A 16,477-nucleotide genomic window follows, 5' to 3' on the forward strand; every position below is an offset into this window, starting at 1 on the left:
TTCAGGAAAAGTCCGCTAGTTTCTAGCGGGCTTTTTTCTTTGTCAAAGCAGCGTAGTAGATATTAAAAAAGCTTTCCTTAGGAAAGCTTTTTGTATTTTTGCGCTGTGGTTTTTAATTGATATTTCTACTTAAATCCAACCATCTCTAGCAAGCGCCATAAGCAAAGCAAAATAATCATTGGCGCCTGCGCTATTCGGCTGATGACTAAACACGTCCTTGCCCTTTTCTGGGCTTTCCGCAATGGCTACGTTTTCCGAAATCACGGTATCCAATACCTGCTCGCCAAATAGCTGTTTGGCTTTTTTCTGTACTTCGAACGTCATGCTTCTTCTACGGTCGAAACGAGTCAGCAGGTAACGCCTGTGTATAGGGCGTTTTAGTACTGGTTCAATGGCTGTCAGAGTCTGCTCAACCTTTTTCGCGCCCTGTAAGGAAAGATAATCCGAAGAAATAGGGATGATCATCAAGTCGGCGGCAAAGATGGCGTTGAGCGAAAGTACGCCAAGATACGGGCAGCAATCGATCAAGGTATGGCGGCCAATATAGAGTTTGTCCGCAATATCCAGCCCAACTTTTAGTTTATTGAGTACGGCTGGACCTTTACCAAAGATGGAGTCAACTTTGATTAGTTCTTTGTGCGAGGGTATCAGTTGACCTATGCCTGGCCATTCCACTTCAAGGTGGTACAGCGGTTTATCATCCTGATAAAAGCCAAACAAGCTTTGCTTGGCAGTTTCCGGATGCTGACCATGAATCTGCGTCAAATGCGCCTGAGGATCCATATCTATCATCAAGCATGTTTACCTGTGCGTTCCATTGCCGCCGCCAGATTAAGCACTGTGGTGGTTTTGGCAACTCCGCCCTTTTGATTGAAAACTGCAATACGCGCCATGTTGTCTGATTCGTCTTGATTAAAGATAGAGCTTGAAACTCTATTATGAAGTGAATAGCCATGCAGCTAAGCGCTGATTTGCGTGGTGATTACCTTATAGTTCTATTATTAAAGTTCTGCTGTGAAAGCAGTGCTATTACTAGCCCTGCTATTAAATTCTTTGGGAGTGCAGTGATATGAGCAATGAAATTGCGGTGCTGGCGGGTGGCTGTTTCTGGTGCCTGGAGCCAGTGTTTTCCCAACTTAAAGGCGTGAATGCGGTGGTTTCAGGCTATATAGGGGGCCACGTAGATCAGCCCAACTACAAGCAGGTATGCACGGGTGAGACTGGGCATGCAGAAGCCATACAGATCAGCTTTGACCCGCAGCAGATCAGCTATGCGGCTTTATTGGAGATTTTCTTTCTCTCACATGACCCAACTACGCCTAACCGTCAGGGCAATGATGTAGGCACGCAATATCGCTCCGCAGTGTTTTATCAGGATGAGGCGCAGAAAGACACGGTCAATGCCTTGCTGGATAACTACCGCCGTGAAAATACCTTTGGAGCAGCGCCAGTCACTCAGGTATTAGCAGCCGTGGAATTTTTCCCCGCCGAGGATTACCACCAGCAGTATTTTGCCAAGAACCCAGGGCAGCCCTACTGCCTAGCTGTGGCAGCGCCCAAAGTGGCAAAAATACAAGCGAAGTATGCTGCGCTGATTAAACCATAGTGCTAAATACACACTTGTTGAGCCAGCTAATGCTGGCTTAGCCATTGCCTGCGCCAGAAATGCAAACCCATGCCGCCAGCAACCACTAGCATCATGAGTAGTGCAAACCAGAACCCCCAGCCATCATCCAGCAAGCATATGCGCGAAGTTCATGCCGAAGATACCCGAGATGAGTGTGGCTGGCATGAACAGCATGGTCACCACGGTCAGCAGGCGTACTTCTTTATTGACCTGGTTGCTGATGCTGGAAAGATAAATATCCAGCATGCCCGCGAGTAGGTCACGCAGGGATTCCAGTGACTCTATGAAATGTATGCTGTGATCGTAGACATCACGTAGATACAGGATGGTGGCTTCCTGGAAGAAGCCGAATTCATTGCGGATCAGGTTATTGATGATCTCGCGTAGCGGCCATACCGCACGGCGTAAATCCATGGTTTCGCGCTTGAGTTTATGGATGCTCTGCAACACGGCATCGGTAGGTTTGTGCAGTAGTTGTTCTTCCAGCTTTTCACAGTCATCACTGATCTGCTCCAGCATGACAAAATACTTGTCCACAACCATATCCAGCAATGCATATGCCAGTACATCCGGGCCTGACTTGCGCAGCAGGCCTTTGTTGGCGCGCAGGCGCTCGCGCACTGGGTCAAATGAGCCAGTTGGCCGCTCCTGGAACGACAGGACAAAGCGTTCACCCAGAATCAGACTGATCTGCTCAGAATTAATGGCCATCTGCTCCGAGTCATAGCTGAAAAAGCGTGTCACCAGAAACAGGTAATCGTCGTAAGCATCAGCCTTGGGGCGCTGATCGGTATTGAGGATATCTTCCAGAACCAAAGGGTGCAGCTGGAATTTCAAGCCTATGCTGGCCATGAGCTTGGGGTCATGTAAACCATGCACATTGAGCCAGAGGATATCTTCCCCAGATGGGCCCGCTATTTCATCCAGTGAGGTGATGATTTTTTCTTCCAGGCGTTCCGCGTTGTAGCGGAACAGCGACATGGTCACTTCCGGGGTTTTAACTTCACCTGTATGCACCAGGCTGCCTGGGGGCAGCCCGATTTTCTTACTATGGGCGTGGCGCCGTTTTTTCATGCAAAATCCGCCAGATAGTGTCTGATATTAGGTTTCAGGCCTAAAAAGTCAGGCATCAGACCTCAAGCTCGTTAAAGAGAACAGTGGATAAGTAGCGTTCACCGAATGATGGAATAATGACCACGATAAGCTTGCCATGGTTCTCGGGCCGCTGCGCAACTTGTAGGGCGGCCCAGGTTGCTGCACCAGAGGATATCCCCACTAAGAGACCATCCTGTTGTGCCATATTTCTGGCAGTCTGCAAGGCATCCTCGTTTTTAACCCGGATGATCTCGTCGTAAATAGCGGTATTGAGAATAGTAGGGATAAAGCCTGCACCTATGCCCTGTAGGGGGTGAGGGCCACGCTCGCCGCCGGATAATACCGGGCTGGCGTCTGGCTCCACTGCGATGATCTGCACGCCAGGCTTGCGCGCCTTGAGCACTTCGCCCACGCCAGTAATCGTGCCGCCAGTCCCTATGCCACTAATGACGATATCTACCAGCCCATCGGTATCACGCCAGATTTCTTCTGCGGTAGTACGGCGGTGTATGTCTGGATTGGCCGGATTGGCAAATTGTTGCGCCAGAATATAGCGCGTATCACTGGCAGCCAGGGCTTCGGCTTTGGCAATAGCGCCTGGCATGCCATCAGGACCAGGCGTCAGTATCAACTCAGCACCATAGGCCTTGAGCAATAATTTTCTCTCGCGGCTCATAGTTTCCGGCATGACAAAAGCACACTTGATGCCGCGTGCGGCACAGACCATGGCAAGACCAATGCCGGTATTGCCACTGGTGGCTTCGAGAATGATGGAGTCAGCTTGGATTTTGCCGCTAGCTTCAAGATCATCGAGGATGGCGACGGCAATTCTGTCCTTAACGCTATGCGCTGGGTTGAAATATTCCAGTTTGCAGGCTATGGTCGTGGCCGGGTCTATCTCGGCGGCACTGCGATTGAGTTTGACCAAAGGGGTGTTGCCGATCAGTTCGGCAGTGTTATTGGCGATACGCATACATACCCTGAAAATGATTAAGCTTATAAAGTATACAACGGCCTAGGCTTGCCTAGCCTATTTGGCAGGCTAGCCGTCTGCTGGGGTGGGAAAGCCCTAGCTAAAACATTGGAGAAAGCATGCGTTATTACTTAATGGCTGGGCTGTTATGCCTGGCGACTCATCTGTCAGCAGCAGAAAGCGTGAATAGCCAAGTTGGTTTGATTGAAGATGACAGCTCGGAATGCCTGGCCAATGACGGCAAGCTCATTCTGCTTAAGAGCGAGGCAGATACCGTGGTGGAAGTGTGGCTGGATCGCTGGTTTATGGGGGTGCAAACCGCGGATCACACCAAGCATACACTCAAGCCAGGCGATGAAGCCGTAGCTTTGGGCTGCTCCCAAACCCGCGACAAGGAAAAGCAGCACTGGACCATTGCCAGCGTGAAGGCTTTATAAGGCTGGTAACTGGCCTAGCGTTGTACGGCCACGCCATCGTCTGGGGAGAAGAAAAAGCCGCCTGCAACATGGTGCAGGGTGCGCAAGTCATCATGGCCATCAAAATGCCAGCGGCCTTCGCTGAACACCCGGCTATCGGCATGCGCTGCCACGACATCAGCCAGGAATAAATCATAGCTGTCCTGAATATGCGGTTCTGGAATGATGCGGCACTCCAGCCAGGCCACGCAGCCGCTGATTAGCGGTGCAGCTATTTCATTAGCCGCAAAGCTATCCACCCCATAGGCTTGCAATTTGTTGTCAGGCTGCTGATCCAGCAGGCTACGCCCAGAGCTAGAACCCAGCTTGACCACCAGCTCGGTCTGCGCCTTGCACGGTACATTGATGGCAAAAGTGCCGCTGGCTTCTATCAATTCACGGGTATAAGTCTTTTTGTCGATGACAATCGCAATGCGCGTGGGCTTGTAGTCCAAGGGCATGTTCCAGGCAGCCGCCATGGCATTGATTTTGCCGCCGTGGGCTGCGCTCACCAGTACGGTGGGGCCGTGGTTGAGCAGCTTGAAGGCGTGGGCAGGGTCTACAGTCTGGATATAGGTCATGGGCTAGGCTTAAGTCTGTGCTAGGTGTGAGTCTGTATTAGGCATATGCAGCAGTATTTCTGCACATGCCTAGGGCTAGATTTATTTCTGCCAGTTGTCGCGCAGGGTCACGGTGCGGTTGAAGATGGGCTGACCAGGCTGGCTGTCCTTGCGGTCAGCAACAAAATAGCCATGGCGCTCAAACTGGAAGCTATCCTCAGGCTTGGCATCCTTAAGGGCAGGCTCAAGCTGGGCGGTGATGGTCTTGACCGAATCCGGGTTGATATCATCCAGATAGTTGCGGTCACCCGCGCCAGGGTGGGCTTCCTTGAACAAACGATCATACAAGCGCACTTCAGCGCTATAAGCATGCGCGGCAGATACCCAGTGGATATTCCCCTTGACCTTGACGCTGTCTGCACCCGGTGTTCCAGATTTGGTGTCAGGCAGGTATTCGCAATGCACGGTAGTGACATTGCCTGCGGCATCTTTCTCGCAGCCCAGGCATTTCACTACATAACCATAGCGTAAACGCACCTGATTGCCGGGGAACAGGCGGAAGTAACCCTTGCTGGGTTCTTCCATAAAGTCTTCACGCTCTATCCATAGCTCGCGTGACAGTGGCACCACACGGTGGCCCAGTTCGGGTTTTTGTGGATGATTAGGGGCGTGGCAATCTTCGCTCTGGCCTTCAGGGTAGTTGTCTATCACCAGCTTGATCGGATCCAGCACCGCAATACGGCGCTCGGCCGAGCTATTGAGCACTTCACGCATGCAGTCTTCCAGTATGGTGTATTCAATCCATGAATCAGATTTGGAAACACCAATACGGTCAGCAAACAGGCGGAAGCTTCGGGCGCATAGCCACGGCGGCGCGCACCCGCCAGCGTAGGCAGGCGCGGGTCGTCCCAGCCATTGACGTGCTGGTTTTCTACCAGCTCAATCAATTTACGCTTGGACAGCACCACATAGCTGAGGTTAAGGCGGGAGAACTCGTATTGCTTGGGCAGCGGGTGGGCCAACAGGCCAGCTTCGGCCAGGCGCAGCAGCACCCAGTCATAGAATGGTCGTTGGTCTTCAAACTCCAGCGTGCATAGCGAATGCGTCACGCCTTCCAGTGCATCTTCCAGCGGATGAGCGAAGGTGTACATGGGGTAGATACACCACTTGTCGCCAGTGTTGTGGTGGGTAGCGTGCTTGATGCGGTAAATGGCGGGGTCACGCAAATTGATATTGGGGGAAGCCATATCAATCTTGGCGCGCAGAATCATCGCACCATCGGGGTGTTTGCCGTTGCGCATCTCACGGAATAAGGCCAGGCTCTCCGCAGCAGGGCGATCACGCCAGGGTGAGTTCTTGCCAGCCTCGGTCAAGGTGCCGCGGTTTTGGCGCATTTCTTCCGCAGTCTGCTGGTCAACATAAGCATGGCCAGATTCGATCAGGCTTTCCGCAGCGCGATACATAAAGTCAAAATAATTGCTCGCGTAATACAGGTGCGACTGGCCAAAGGCCTCCCAGCCAAAGCCCAGCCACTGCACGGCATCGGTGATGCTGTCTACATACTCCTGCTCTTCTTTCTCTGGGTTGGTGTCATCAAAGCGCATATGGCAGACACCACCAAAGTCACGTGCAATGCCGAAATTCAGACAGATGCTCTTGGCGTGACCAATGTGCAGATACCCATTTGGCTCCGGCGGGAAGCGCGTGCGTATCTTGGCCGGGTCGGGTGTGCCTGTGGCCTGGTGGCTGGCATCACCGGGTGAGCCTGCCCATAGACGCTGGGCATAAGTGCCTTGCTCTAGGTCACGTTCGACAATATTGCGGATGAAATTGGCGGCTGGCGCAATGGGGGTTTTATCTGACATGGGATTGAAACAGGGTAAAAAGTGCAATCATTTTACACTGTGTCCGCCCCCAGCGGGTTGCTGCACATGGCATTCGCTTATAACCCTGCCTGCACGGCAGTGGGCAACACATATCCCTGTGCTAGCCCATATAATTGATTTCTCGTTACATGGCTTGATATATACTGGCCCACGCAATGAATAACCTGGTTTTTCCCATACTCAAACTGCTGGCAGATGGTCGTTTTCACTCGGGTGAGGACATCGCACGCCAGTTCTCCGTCACCCGTGCCTCAGTATGGAATGCCATACAAGCGGCAGAAAGCTTGGGCATAGAAATCTTCTCAGTGCGTGGCCGTGGCTATCGTTTGCCGCAAGCAGTGCAATTGCTCGAGAAAGACGCTGTGCAGCAGGCTCTCGGATCTAACGCACTGCCTCAGGCACAGGCATTCACACTGCAAGTGTTGGATGAAATTGATTCCACTAATCGTTATCTCATGCAGCAAGCCGGGCAGGGCGCACCCCATGGCAGCGTTGTGGCGGCCTTGTTGCAGACACAGGGTAGGGGGCGACGTGGCCGTAGCTGGCAAGCCGCCCTGGGCGCTGGGCTGACTTTTTCCCTGCTCTGGCGCTTTCAACTGGGGGCGGCGGCATTGTCTGGCCTTAGCCTGGCCGTGGGGTTGGCGTTGGTACGTACCTGCACCAGTTTGGCCTGCAAAGTGCCAGGCTGAAATGGCCTAATGATGTACTCATAGGTGAGCGCAAACTGGCGGGCATTTTGATTGAGCTGCAAGGCGATATGGAAGGCCCCAGTGCCGCCGTGATCGGCATAGCTGAATCTGCAACTGCCGCCTGCCACGCGGGCACGCATAGACCAGCCAGTGACCGATATCGCCAGTCATTTACCCGTGACGATTAATCCAAATGAATTATTGGGACAGCTTTTGCTACAGCTAAGCAGTGTATTGCAACAATTCGAGCAACAAGGTTTTGCTGGCCTGGGCGCGGAATGGCAGCGTCATCATGCCTATCATCTGCAGCAAGTGCGCTTGCTGTTCCCCGATGGTCGTGAGCAGCATGGTGAAGTCCAGGGCATAGCCGATGATGGCGTGTTGCTGGTTGCCACCGCACAAGGCGTGCAAAGATTCAGCTCCGGTGAAATCAGCCTGCGGGGAGCGCACTAGATGTCGCGTTTACTGGTGATAGACGCGGGCAATACCCGCACCAAATGGGCGGTAATGACGCTGGAAGATGGCGTCATCAGCACACAGGGATGGCTGCAACAGGGTGAGGTCTTGTCGGATACTGTGCTATCCGCCTGGCAGGAATGTGCGCGTATCGGGGTTGTCAATGTGGCAGGGCCAGACAGCCAAGCCTGGTTACAAGCGTGTCTGGCACCATTGAAGCTGCCCATACGCTGGCACACCAGCACTGCCCAGGCCTGTGGTCTGGTCAATGATTACAGCATACCAGCGCAACTGGGCGTGGATAGATGGGCGGCCATGGTGGCGGCCTGGCAGTATTACCAGCGCAGCTGCGTAGTGGTCAATGCAGGTACTGCCTTGACCGTGGACCTGATAGAAAAAACCGCGCCAGGCCAAGGGCGCTTTATGGGCGGCATCATAGCCCCCGGTTTGCGCCTGATGCAAAACAGCATAGTCGCAGCGGCGGCAGGCATAGCACCTGGACAGGGTAACTGGCAGGATTTTCCCCGCAACACCGCAGATGCGGTTTACAGTGGCAGCCTGCAAGCCATGTGTGGGGCGGTAGATAATATGGTGCAAAAACTCAGTGAATATTGTGGCTATGTTGTGCCGTGCATGGTGAGTGGTGGTGATGCCAGCGTCTTGTTACCCTTGCTGGAAAAACATGCGCTGGCACGTGAATATCACCTGGAAGAACAACTGGTGCTGCAAGGTTTGTGGTATCTGGAGAGAGACGCATCATGAAATGGTTGTTGAGCATATTGGTGATCGCTAACCTTGGCTTATGGCTAGGCCAAAGCCTGAATGAAGTGCCAGGAACGGCCAAGCAGCCGCTGCACGCGCCTTTGATGGCCGACAAGATCAAGATGCTGACCCCGGAGGAAGTGGAAGCACTACCGAAAACCGGGGAAGTGGAAGGCACACCCAAGCCAGAAGAAATCTATGCCTGCTATGAGTGGGGCAGTTTCTCCAATAATGATCTTAAGCAGGCGCAGCAGGTATTGAGCCAGCAATCTGTCACGGCAACCTTGGAGCAAAAATCTACAGGCGAGGCAGCACGCTACTGGGTCTATATCCCGCCATTGCCGAGCTTCCAGGCCGCATTGGAAAAAGTGGTTGAACTGAAAGCCTTGGGCGTAGAGATCAGTTTCATCATTCAGGAACCACCGCTACGCAATGCGATTTCGCTGGGAGTCTTCAAGGATGAGCGATTAGCGACTAAACTACTAGAACAGCTTAAGCGCCGTGGTGTGGTGACGGCACAAAAGGGAGTACGTAATCAGGAAAAAGGTCGTACCAGTTTGCTCATCAATAATATGTCGGCAGAAATGGCGATAGAACTGAGCAAAATGGGCGCACGCTTCCCTGGTAGCGAACTGAAACAGATTAATTGCCAATAGGAGTCTGTATGGGAATTTTCAAGGATATCTTCAAGAAAGTGGCCTTGGCCGCAGCCGTGGTTGCTGGCAAACGCATCTTGAATAAAGTGGTCAGCGATGTGCTGGATGATGACAAGCCCAATGCGCAAGCGAATGCCAAGTCACAATCTAGCGCCAAGTCAGCCAGCAGCGCTAAGACCGAAGCCAAGCCTGCAGCAAGACGGCGTAAACCTGCTGCCAAAAAGCCCTCGACCACAGCCAAAACTGCTGCCAGTGCCACCAGCACTGCCAAGCCCGCAGCCAGCGCAGACAAGGCCAGCAGCAAGCCAGCTTCCACCAGTAAAGCCGCCGCTACAAAAACCAGCACTGCCAAAAAGCCACGCTCACGTGCCAACCGAAAACGGCGGCAAGCAAGCCTGCCAATGGCGCTGGCGAGGCGGCAACGCCTGCAACCACGACAACCTCTGCAGCACCATCTTCAGATACTACGCATTAAAAGGTGATGATCTAGTGCCGCGCCTCTAGCGTGTGCACGCTGAACTCAAGATCATGATTGCGCCCGGCTAAGTCCGGGCGTTGTCATTTTCAGGCCGCCAGGTCGGAAAACAGCGAAGGCGAGTCGGCGATTAACTGCTTGGTGTATTCCTGCACTGGCTGATCAAGCAAGGCATCAACCAAGCCACTCTCCACCGTGATGCCATGGTTAAGCACCAGCACACGATCAGCAATCGCGCGTACGACCCCAAGATTATGCGTGACAAAGATAATGGCCAAACCTTGCTGCTGCAATGACTGTAACAGTTCCAGAATATTGGCCTGCACTGAAACATCCAATGCCGAAGTGATTTCATCGCAGATCAGCAAACTGGGCTGGCAGATCAACGCGCGCGCAATGGCGATACGCTGTAGCTCGCCGCCAGACAATTCACGTGGATATTGTGTGGCAACGCGTGCGGGCAACGCGACCTTATGCAAGGCGGCATTGACCTGCTGGGCAATATCACCCGCATCTTGCTTGAAGAAATGTCGGGCTGCCGTAGCCAGAGTTTCCCCCACGGTATGCCTGGGGTTGAGTGCCTGATAAGGATTTTGGAAAATATACTGAATCTTGTGACGTTGCGCGGGCGCACGATCAGCCGCGCGCATGGGCAGTTCATGGCCATTGAAGTTGATACGGCCGCTGGCGGCAATATCCAGCCCGGCCATGATTTTTGCCAGCGTGGTCTTGCCCGAGCCTGACTGCCCGACAATCGCCAGGCATTCCCCCATGCTCACCGAGAGTGACACCCCATGCAGCACTGGCTGCTTACCATAATGTGCTGAGACCTCATGCAGATACAGCACCGGGGGCAAGCTGCTTTGATCACGCTGTTGAGTGGCCAGGCTGGGCTGTGGCTGGCTGAGTGTCAGGCCCAACGCTGTGTGGTGACAAGCAAGCTGATGCACCCCAGCTTGGTGATCTGGCGCTACATCGCGCAAGCGTGGTGCCTGCGCCTGACAAATACCATCTGCATGACGGCAACGCGGCGCGAAAGCGCAACCCGCACCACGCTGTGCCGGGCCAACAGCCTGGCCAGGGATAGGGCTGGGTGCACGGCGCAGGGCAATATCAGGAATCGCTTCCAGCAGGCCATGGCTATAAGGGTGGCGTGGCAGCGCAAACAGGCTGGCACGTGGGGCTATCTCGGCAATGCGGCCCGCATACAGCACCATGACATGATCTGCCAACTGCCTGACCACGGCAAGATCATGCGAGACATAGACTGCGGCCGTGCCATAGCGCTGGCACAGCGTGCGTATCGTCACCAAAATCCGTGCCTGGGAGCTGACATCCAGCGCGGTGGTCGGCTCGTCCAGCACAATCACCCGGGGGCGCAATACAAAAGCCAGGCCCAATAGAATACGTTGCTGTTGCCCGCCGGAAAGTTGGTGCGGAAAGCGCTTGAGGAATGCAGCATCGCCCGGCAAACCGGTATCCTGCATCACCTCGGCAATACGCGCAGAGCGGCTGTCAACATCCAGCTCGGGCTGATGCGCCTTGAGTACATCATGCAGGTGCTGACCTATGGTGCGTAGTGGATTCAAGGCCATGGCCGGGTTCTGCGCCACCAGGCTAATGATGTTGCCGCGCACATGACGTAACTCGGCTTCGCTCAAGGAGAGAATATCCAGACCATCAGTGAGTACTGCTCCCGACTCTATCACTGCGCCAGCGCGGGTATGGGCAAGCAAAGCCATGGCAATGGTGGTCTTGCCTGAGCCGGATTCACCGACCAGGGCCAACACCTCACCCGCCCGCACGGAAAAATTGATATCCGCCACCAGATTGATACCCTGGCCTATGCCTATACGCAGGTCACGTACAGTTAATGCCGTGCTCATGCTTTCTCCTTGATGCCTGCATTGGCACGGCCCAGGCCTTCAGCCAATAAATTGGTGCCCAGCGCAAACAGGGCAACCAGCACGGCAGGTGCCAGCACCGCATAAGGTTGTATCTGTAATCCGGCACGGTTTTCATTCACCATCAAACCCCAATCAGCCGCAGGCGGCTCCACGCCATAACCAAGAAAACTCAGCCCGGCCAATATGCCCACCGCCCAGGACATCATGGTGCCCAGATGAATCAGCAAAGGCGTGGCAATATTGGGCAAAATTTCGCGCAGCAGAATGCGCGGCAGGGAGTAACCCATCATGGTGCTGGCTTCTATATATTCAAGCTGAGCAATGCCCAAGGTAACACTGCGCGACAGGCGGATGACACCAGGCAAAAATGCCACGGCGACGATCAGCACAATCAGCCAGGGCTCACGTCCCAGCATGGCGACAACCAATAGCACCAGAATCAGATTGGGAAATGCCAGAAACACATCGGCCCACCACAGCGTGGCCTGGTCAAAACGGCCACGGAAAAAGCCCGCGGTCATGCCAATGAGAGTGCCGACTGCCAGCGCAATCAATGAGGCCGCTGCTGCCATCCACACCAGCGAGAACCCGCCAGCCAGCAGGCGCGACCAGACATCATGCCCAAGATAGTCATAGCCCAGCAGTGCGCTGGCATCAGGCGCGCCATAGCGTGGGCCAACCAGTGCCACAGGCGAATGCGGTGCCAGCCAGGGGCCCAGCAGCGCCAGCGCGAGAATACTGAGGCTGATCACCAGGCCCAGGCCAGCCTGGCTGGTGAGAAAACGTGGCTTGAGGAGACTCATGCGGCCTCCTTGCCGGGACGGGTACGCAACCTGGGGGTGAGCAATACCGTGGCCAGATCGGCAATCAGATTGACGGTCATAACACTGGCAGCAAGAAATACCACGATGGCTTGTATCACCGGAATATCGCGGATATCCACAGCCGCATTAAGCGCACTGCCTATACCAGGATAGGTAAACACTACCTCCACCACCAATACTCCACCCAGCAACACGCTGGTGGTGAGGGCAATCGCTTGTATCGCCGGGATCACGGCATTGGGTATCGCGTATTGCCAGATCAGCACCCGTTTCGACAGGCCGCGCAAGCGGGCGCTGGTAATGAATTCCGCATCCAGCACTTCTATCATGGCTCCACGCACCAGCCTAACCAGATAAGGCATGGTGGCGACCACCAGGGTCAGGGCTGGCAAAATCATAAACTGCGGCTGCGCGAATGCTGAGCGGTTGGGGTCTAGCAGCGAGACAGCAGGGAAGATGGAAAACACTGATGTTGCCAGCAACATCACCAGGCCGATGGCAATGGCAAAGCTAGGGATGGCCTTGAGCGCAATCATGCTGGCAACCAAGGTTCTATCCAGCCAGCCATCACGCCGCAGCGCGAGAAACACGCCTGCAATCAAAGAACCGGGCACAATCAAGACCAGCACACTGGCTACCAGCGCCAGGGAGTTATTGACGCGTCCTGCAATCAACTGCGTCACTGGCATATTGGAGTCTATTGAATGCCCCCAGTCACCCTGTGCCGCGCGACTGATCCATTGCCAGTATTGCTTGATCAGCGGTTGATCCAGCCCCAGCTTTTCCCTGAATACCTGCACTGCGTCCTCAGTGGCTTCTGGGCCGAGTATGGTGCGTGCGGGGTCTGATGGAAGCACCTGAGTGGCGGCAAACACCAGCATGCTGATGACGATAATGCCGAGCAGGCTGGAGGCAATGCGCTTGAGCGCCCAGCCCAGCCATGCGGGCAGGGCCAAGGTTAAGCCAGCACGTTTTCCAGAATCGCTGGCCTGTGTTGCACTGGCAGACCAATGGCCTGCCAGCTTGCTGCTGCTTTCCATGCTCAACTGCTCAGCCATAGTTTGTCAAAGCGCCAGGTCGGGAAGTGCGAGCGCTCGGGGGCCAGGCCACCGACATGACGGCCTGCAGCGTCCAGGGTGTTGTTGAAGCCCCACAGAATCAGCCCGCCTTGCGCGTGCTGGATTTGCTGGGCTTCATGCACCAGTGGCTTGCGCTTTTCCAGATCGGTGGTGGAGATCGCCTGACGGAACAGTTCGCTAAAGCGGGCATTGTCAAAGTGGGTCTTGTTGGCGCTGGAGATGGGGCTATCCACCATGGCGGCGGTATGCAGGAAACTGCCACCCAAACGGCTATTGGTGCTGAATTGCCAGTCATTACGTTGTGGCCCGCCGAAAGTTGCCGCATCCACCTGCGTCACCTTGATGGTCACCCCAGCCTTTTTGGCCTGCTCCGCCAGCACCAGGCCAGCGGGAGAACCTCCGGCCACGGCGGTAAGGCCTGGGCCTACAGTCAGGGTAACTTTCAGGTCATTGTCGTAACCTGCCTGTTTGAGCAGGGAGCGTGCCTGCTCCAGATCATATTCGCGCTGCGGAATATTATGGTTAAAGGTCGGGTCCAGCGGTGAATAAATATCGTTGCCCACACGGCCCTCGCCGCCCAGCGCGCGTTGCACGATCTCCTGCCTGTCTACCAGCAGGCGGAAAGCCTGGCGTACACGGTCATCATTGAACGGTGCCTGGCTCAGATTCATATCAAAGGAATTCCAGCCATGAGTTTCGCTGATCACCACATTGACCTTGGGGTTGCGCTTGAGCGGAATCAACTGCTCGGGGTCCAGCGCATTGGCCATATCAATCTGGCCGCTCAATAGTGCCGCTACGCGCGAGGTCTGATCCTTGAAGTCTATGATTTCCAGTTCATCGGGATAAGGCTTGCCTGTCTTGTAGAAATTCTCAAAGCGCGTGAACAGTGAGCGTTGTCCGGGCACAAACTCCTTGATTTTGTAAGGGCCTGCGCCAACTGGATTGGTCACCGGGTGATAATCCTGCGGCACGATGCCGCCAAAGTTGACCCAGCTATCCGGCAGCGACAGCAAACCTATGCCACCCTTGATGGGAATGCGCACTGTGCGCTCATCAAGCTTGACCAGATTGTCTCTGTCTATCCACTTTAAATAGGCCAGATAGGGCGAAGCCAGTGCCGGGTCAGACAAACGCCGCGCCGAGAAAATCAAATCATCAGCGGTGATGGTTTTGCCATTGTGGAATTCAAGGCCCTGGCGCAGACGTATGGTCCATTGCGAGGCGTCGGCATTCACATCAACTTCCTCTGCCAAAGCCAGGTCTGGCGTCATCTGCTCGCTCCACTCCCATAGCTTGCTGTAGAGCGCAAAGCCGCGAATGATGGCACCTGTGGTTAATGGCTTGTGCGCATCCAGATCCCCGGTTTTGCTGCCGTCTATAATCCCCAAGCGCAAGCGGCCGCCATATTGCGGTGTGGTGGGCAGGGCTGTGGGCTCAGGGCTGCTGTTATTGCTGCAGGCACTCAACAAGCCTCCTGTGAGGCCACCGCCCAGTAGCAGGCTGCCGCCCAGGGCGGCGCTGTTGATAAGAAAACCGCGTCTTGATAATTCTGAAGTCATGTGAATTCCGTCTGAACGTGACTGGCCAGCGCTAGCTGTTTAGGCGGCCTGGGTTACTGGGTCTGGGGTGATGGATTCTTCAGCAGCCTGTGCATGGCGCTCACCACGCAAGGGATAGCGACTGCGCCTGACCGATGAAAGCTGAGGCACCTCAAAACCGTGATCTAGATCCAGTAGTGGGAACAATAGGTCAGCCACACGATGGGCTTCTTCTATCAATGGCCAGCCTGAAAGAATAAAGGCATGCGTGCCATTGGCCTCAAACTCGCGTATGCGTGCGGCTACATTCTCGGCACTGCCCACCAGGGTGGTGCCAGCCAGCGGGCCTAGCACGTTAAAGCCGTGTAGCGCAGGGCCAGTCCAGATATTGGGATAGATTTCGTAATCCCTGGCCTTGGGCAGTTTGCCTGCGCGTATGCTTTCCAGGTTTTTCTGCACCTGAGGGTCCGGGCTGCGGTAGCCTTCAAAGGTTTCACCGGGGGGTAGTTGGCGCAAGATAGAATCCTTGGCGTATTGCACCGAGGTTCTGTCCACCAGGTATTGCGCATATTCCCAGGCTTCTTCCTCGGTTTCGCGCACGATAATCTGCAAGCGCGTGCCAAAGGTCAGTTTGCGGCCATGCTTGGCAGCCTCTGCGCCCACACGCTTGAATTTTTCGCCCAGCAAGTGCGGTTTATCGGCAAAACTCAGGTAAACATCCAAAAGCTTGGCCGAGTGCGCCACCCCAGGTGCCGAGGTGCCCGCTCCCCACAGTGGGATATTGGGTTGGTACTGAATGGCAGAAGATTGCTGGCGCTTGACCATGCCAGCCAGCGCTGGTGGGTAGGGCGCTATCTTGATGTATTCACCCTCATAGCCATCAGGCGAGCCGCTGTAAAGCTTACGGAAAGCATCCCAGTATTCAAAGCTGAAGTCATAGCGCTCATCGTGGGTGATATGGAAACCCATGGAAGGCAGCATGGCATCACTGCCATTGACAACGTTATAAATCAGTCGGCCTTCGGTGAAGCGGTCTATGGTTCTGGCAATCTGCGCCAGCTTGGCCGGGGCAATCAGGCCAGGGTAGAGCGCCGCCACAAACCTCATGCGCTTGGTCTGCGCTGCAAGCGCCGCTGCTACCGTGTTGACGTCATTGCCAAAACCACCGCCAGTGGCGAGCAGGGCACCGTAATAGCCCAGCTTGTCTATGCTGGTGGCCAGTTGCTGCAGATGGTCAAAGCCTGTGGTCCAGCGGCCATCGTTTTCCCAGGGTACCGGTCCGTCTGGTTCGGTGAGGTACCACAATAGTTTTACTGCCATGTCAGAGTCCTTTATTGGTGTTCTTGCATGTAGGCTGGCCTGAGGCCATTGCCATGCAGGTATTCTGCAAGCCGCATGCCAACGGTTGTTACCGCTGCATGTGGCTTGAAAACACGTATAAGTTGATGTTTTTAATCTATATAAGGTGAGGTTCAGTCCGGCTTGAGCTTGC

At 54.7% G+C, this 16,477-nt stretch carries 18 protein-coding genes and 1 pseudogene; 8 read left to right on the top strand and 11 right to left on the bottom strand.

The genetic code is table 11. The features are described from left to right. Positions 1-129: 129 nt before the first annotated feature. Both JCM2850_RS19085 and JCM2850_RS23500 read right to left on the bottom strand, forming a co-directional pair. The gene (locus tag JCM2850_RS19085; RefSeq protein ID WP_267879290.1) at positions 130-792 is read right to left on the bottom strand and encodes a ParA family protein; all 663 of its coding nucleotides are present in this window, start codon (positions 790-792) and stop codon (positions 130-132) included. Next, positions 792-893, bottom strand: coding sequence for a ParA family protein (locus JCM2850_RS23500; protein ID WP_267879285.1), 102 nt, complete (start codon positions 891-893; stop codon positions 792-794). Before JCM2850_RS23500 ends, JCM2850_RS19085 begins: the two co-directional genes overlap by 1 nt. A gap of 176 nt (positions 894-1,069) precedes the next feature. Between JCM2850_RS23500 and msrA the strand changes: the two genes are divergently transcribed. Then, on the top strand, positions 1,070-1,606 hold the full coding sequence (gene msrA, locus JCM2850_RS12360) for a peptide-methionine (S)-S-oxide reductase MsrA (protein ID WP_025872208.1): 537 nt from the start codon (positions 1,070-1,072) through the stop codon (positions 1,604-1,606). A 123-nt stretch (positions 1,607-1,729) separates the two neighbouring features. Here the strand turns inward: msrA and corA are convergent, their stop codons facing one another. Together corA and cysK are read right to left on the bottom strand one after the other, a co-directional pair. Beyond that, on the bottom strand, positions 1,730-2,701 hold the full coding sequence (gene corA / locus JCM2850_RS19090; RefSeq protein ID WP_369384893.1) for a magnesium/cobalt transporter CorA: 972 nt from the start codon (positions 2,699-2,701) through the stop codon (positions 1,730-1,732). A 55-nt stretch (positions 2,702-2,756) separates the two neighbouring features. Then, a complete protein-coding gene (gene cysK, locus JCM2850_RS12370; protein ID WP_025872210.1) occupies positions 2,757-3,695 on the bottom strand; it encodes a cysteine synthase A in 939 nt (312 codons plus the stop codon). A 119-nt stretch (positions 3,696-3,814) separates the two neighbouring features. On the opposite strand from cysK, the gene JCM2850_RS12375 reads away from it, so the two are divergent. After that, positions 3,815-4,132 (top strand): hypothetical protein, encoded by a 318-nt coding sequence (locus JCM2850_RS12375; RefSeq protein ID WP_036266178.1) that lies wholly within the window; start codon positions 3,815-3,817, stop codon positions 4,130-4,132. Positions 4,133-4,146: 14 nt separating this feature from the next. Here the strand turns inward: JCM2850_RS12375 and JCM2850_RS19095 are convergent, their stop codons facing one another. Then, complete coding sequence (locus JCM2850_RS19095) at positions 4,147-4,731, bottom strand: flavin reductase family protein (RefSeq protein WP_036266179.1); 585 nt, start codon at positions 4,729-4,731, stop codon at positions 4,147-4,149. 81 nt (positions 4,732-4,812) lie between these two features. Next, positions 4,813-6,575 (bottom strand): annotated as a pseudogene (locus JCM2850_RS19100) (glutamine--tRNA ligase/YqeY domain fusion protein). Between the two features lie 176 nt (positions 6,576-6,751). Between JCM2850_RS19100 and JCM2850_RS24055 the strand changes: the two are divergent. The 6 genes from JCM2850_RS24055 to JCM2850_RS20590 are packed head-to-tail and all read left to right on the top strand — an operon-like array spanning position 6,752 to position 9,641. After that, entirely contained in the window at positions 6,752-7,285 is a 534-nt protein-coding gene (locus JCM2850_RS24055; RefSeq protein ID WP_369384894.1) for an HTH domain-containing protein, read from the top strand. 47 nt (positions 7,286-7,332) lie between these two features. Further along, positions 7,333-7,473: a hypothetical protein gene (locus JCM2850_RS24060; RefSeq protein ID WP_369384895.1), complete on the top strand. Its 141-nt coding sequence runs from the start codon at positions 7,333-7,335 to the stop codon at positions 7,471-7,473. A 46-nt stretch (positions 7,474-7,519) separates the two neighbouring features. Further along, positions 7,520-7,738: a biotin protein ligase-related protein gene (locus JCM2850_RS24065; protein ID WP_369384896.1), complete on the top strand. Its 219-nt coding sequence runs from the start codon at positions 7,520-7,522 to the stop codon at positions 7,736-7,738. Continuing rightward, entirely contained in the window at positions 7,739-8,503 is a 765-nt protein-coding gene (locus JCM2850_RS12395) for a type III pantothenate kinase (RefSeq protein ID WP_025872214.1), read from the top strand. Beyond that, positions 8,500-9,159: a hypothetical protein gene (locus tag JCM2850_RS12400; protein ID WP_025872216.1), complete on the top strand. Its 660-nt coding sequence runs from the start codon at positions 8,500-8,502 to the stop codon at positions 9,157-9,159. Before JCM2850_RS12395 ends, JCM2850_RS12400 begins: the two co-directional genes overlap by 4 nt. Before the next feature lie 8 nt (positions 9,160-9,167). Next, positions 9,168-9,641 (top strand): hypothetical protein, encoded by a 474-nt coding sequence (locus tag JCM2850_RS20590; RefSeq protein WP_025872217.1) that lies wholly within the window; start codon positions 9,168-9,170, stop codon positions 9,639-9,641. 82 nt (positions 9,642-9,723) lie between these two features. Here JCM2850_RS20590 and JCM2850_RS12410 read toward each other — a convergent pair whose 3' ends face one another. Genes JCM2850_RS12410 through JCM2850_RS12430 form a run of 5 tightly spaced genes read right to left on the bottom strand, consistent with a single transcriptional unit; the run spans position 9,724 to position 16,305 of the window. Continuing rightward, positions 9,724-11,520: a dipeptide ABC transporter ATP-binding protein gene (locus JCM2850_RS12410; protein WP_025872219.1), complete on the bottom strand. Its 1,797-nt coding sequence runs from the start codon at positions 11,518-11,520 to the stop codon at positions 9,724-9,726. After that, positions 11,517-12,344, bottom strand: coding sequence for an ABC transporter permease (locus JCM2850_RS12415; RefSeq protein WP_025872221.1), 828 nt, complete (start codon positions 12,342-12,344; stop codon positions 11,517-11,519). Before JCM2850_RS12415 ends, JCM2850_RS12410 begins: the two co-directional genes overlap by 4 nt. Further along, entirely contained in the window at positions 12,341-13,405 is a 1,065-nt protein-coding gene (locus tag JCM2850_RS12420; protein WP_159105169.1) for an ABC transporter permease, read from the bottom strand. The genes JCM2850_RS12415 and JCM2850_RS12420 overlap by 4 nt, the downstream gene beginning before the upstream one ends. 2 nt (positions 13,406-13,407) lie before the next feature. Continuing rightward, positions 13,408-15,006 (bottom strand): ABC transporter substrate-binding protein, encoded by a 1,599-nt coding sequence (locus tag JCM2850_RS12425; RefSeq protein WP_025872224.1) that lies wholly within the window; start codon positions 15,004-15,006, stop codon positions 13,408-13,410. A gap of 39 nt (positions 15,007-15,045) precedes the next feature. Continuing rightward, complete coding sequence (locus JCM2850_RS12430) at positions 15,046-16,305, bottom strand: LLM class flavin-dependent oxidoreductase (protein WP_025872226.1); 1,260 nt, start codon at positions 16,303-16,305, stop codon at positions 15,046-15,048. Between the last annotated feature and the right edge of the window lie 172 nt (positions 16,306-16,477).

The sequence above is a fragment of the Methylobacillus glycogenes JCM 2850 genome (genome assembly GCF_000617925.1).
Classification (GTDB): Bacteria; Pseudomonadota; Gammaproteobacteria; order Burkholderiales; family Methylophilaceae; genus Methylobacillus; species Methylobacillus glycogenes.

Coding starts and splice junctions, on each gene's coding strand:
- JCM2850_RS12410 (WP_025872219.1), bottom strand. CDS start 11,520: ATGAGCACGGCATTAACTGTACGTGACCTGCGTATAGGCATAGGCCAG.
- JCM2850_RS12400 (WP_025872216.1), top strand. CDS start 8,500: ATGAAATGGTTGTTGAGCATATTGGTGATCGCTAACCTTGGCTTATGG.
- JCM2850_RS12430 (WP_025872226.1), bottom strand. CDS start 16,305: ATGGCAGTAAAACTATTGTGGTACCTCACCGAACCAGACGGACCGGTA.
- JCM2850_RS20590 (WP_025872217.1), top strand. CDS start 9,168: ATGGGAATTTTCAAGGATATCTTCAAGAAAGTGGCCTTGGCCGCAGCC.
- JCM2850_RS23500 (WP_267879285.1), bottom strand. CDS start 893: ATGGCGCGTATTGCAGTTTTCAATCAAAAGGGCGGAGTTGCCAAAACC.
- corA (WP_369384893.1), bottom strand. CDS start 2,701: ATGAAAAAACGGCGCCACGCCCATAGTAAGAAAATCGGGCTGCCCCCA.
- JCM2850_RS24055 (WP_369384894.1), top strand. CDS start 6,752: ATGAATAACCTGGTTTTTCCCATACTCAAACTGCTGGCAGATGGTCGT.
- JCM2850_RS12395 (WP_025872214.1), top strand. CDS start 7,739: ATGTCGCGTTTACTGGTGATAGACGCGGGCAATACCCGCACCAAATGG.
- JCM2850_RS12425 (WP_025872224.1), bottom strand. CDS start 15,006: ATGACTTCAGAATTATCAAGACGCGGTTTTCTTATCAACAGCGCCGCC.
- JCM2850_RS12420 (WP_159105169.1), bottom strand. CDS start 13,405: ATGGAAAGCAGCAGCAAGCTGGCAGGCCATTGGTCTGCCAGTGCAACA.
- JCM2850_RS12375 (WP_036266178.1), top strand. CDS start 3,815: ATGCGTTATTACTTAATGGCTGGGCTGTTATGCCTGGCGACTCATCTG.
- cysK (WP_025872210.1), bottom strand. CDS start 3,695: ATGCGTATCGCCAATAACACTGCCGAACTGATCGGCAACACCCCTTTG.
- JCM2850_RS12415 (WP_025872221.1), bottom strand. CDS start 12,344: ATGAGTCTCCTCAAGCCACGTTTTCTCACCAGCCAGGCTGGCCTGGGC.
- JCM2850_RS19085 (WP_267879290.1), bottom strand. CDS start 792: ATGATAGATATGGATCCTCAGGCGCATTTGACGCAGATTCATGGTCAG.
- JCM2850_RS19095 (WP_036266179.1), bottom strand. CDS start 4,731: ATGACCTATATCCAGACTGTAGACCCTGCCCACGCCTTCAAGCTGCTC.
- msrA (WP_025872208.1), top strand. CDS start 1,070: ATGAGCAATGAAATTGCGGTGCTGGCGGGTGGCTGTTTCTGGTGCCTG.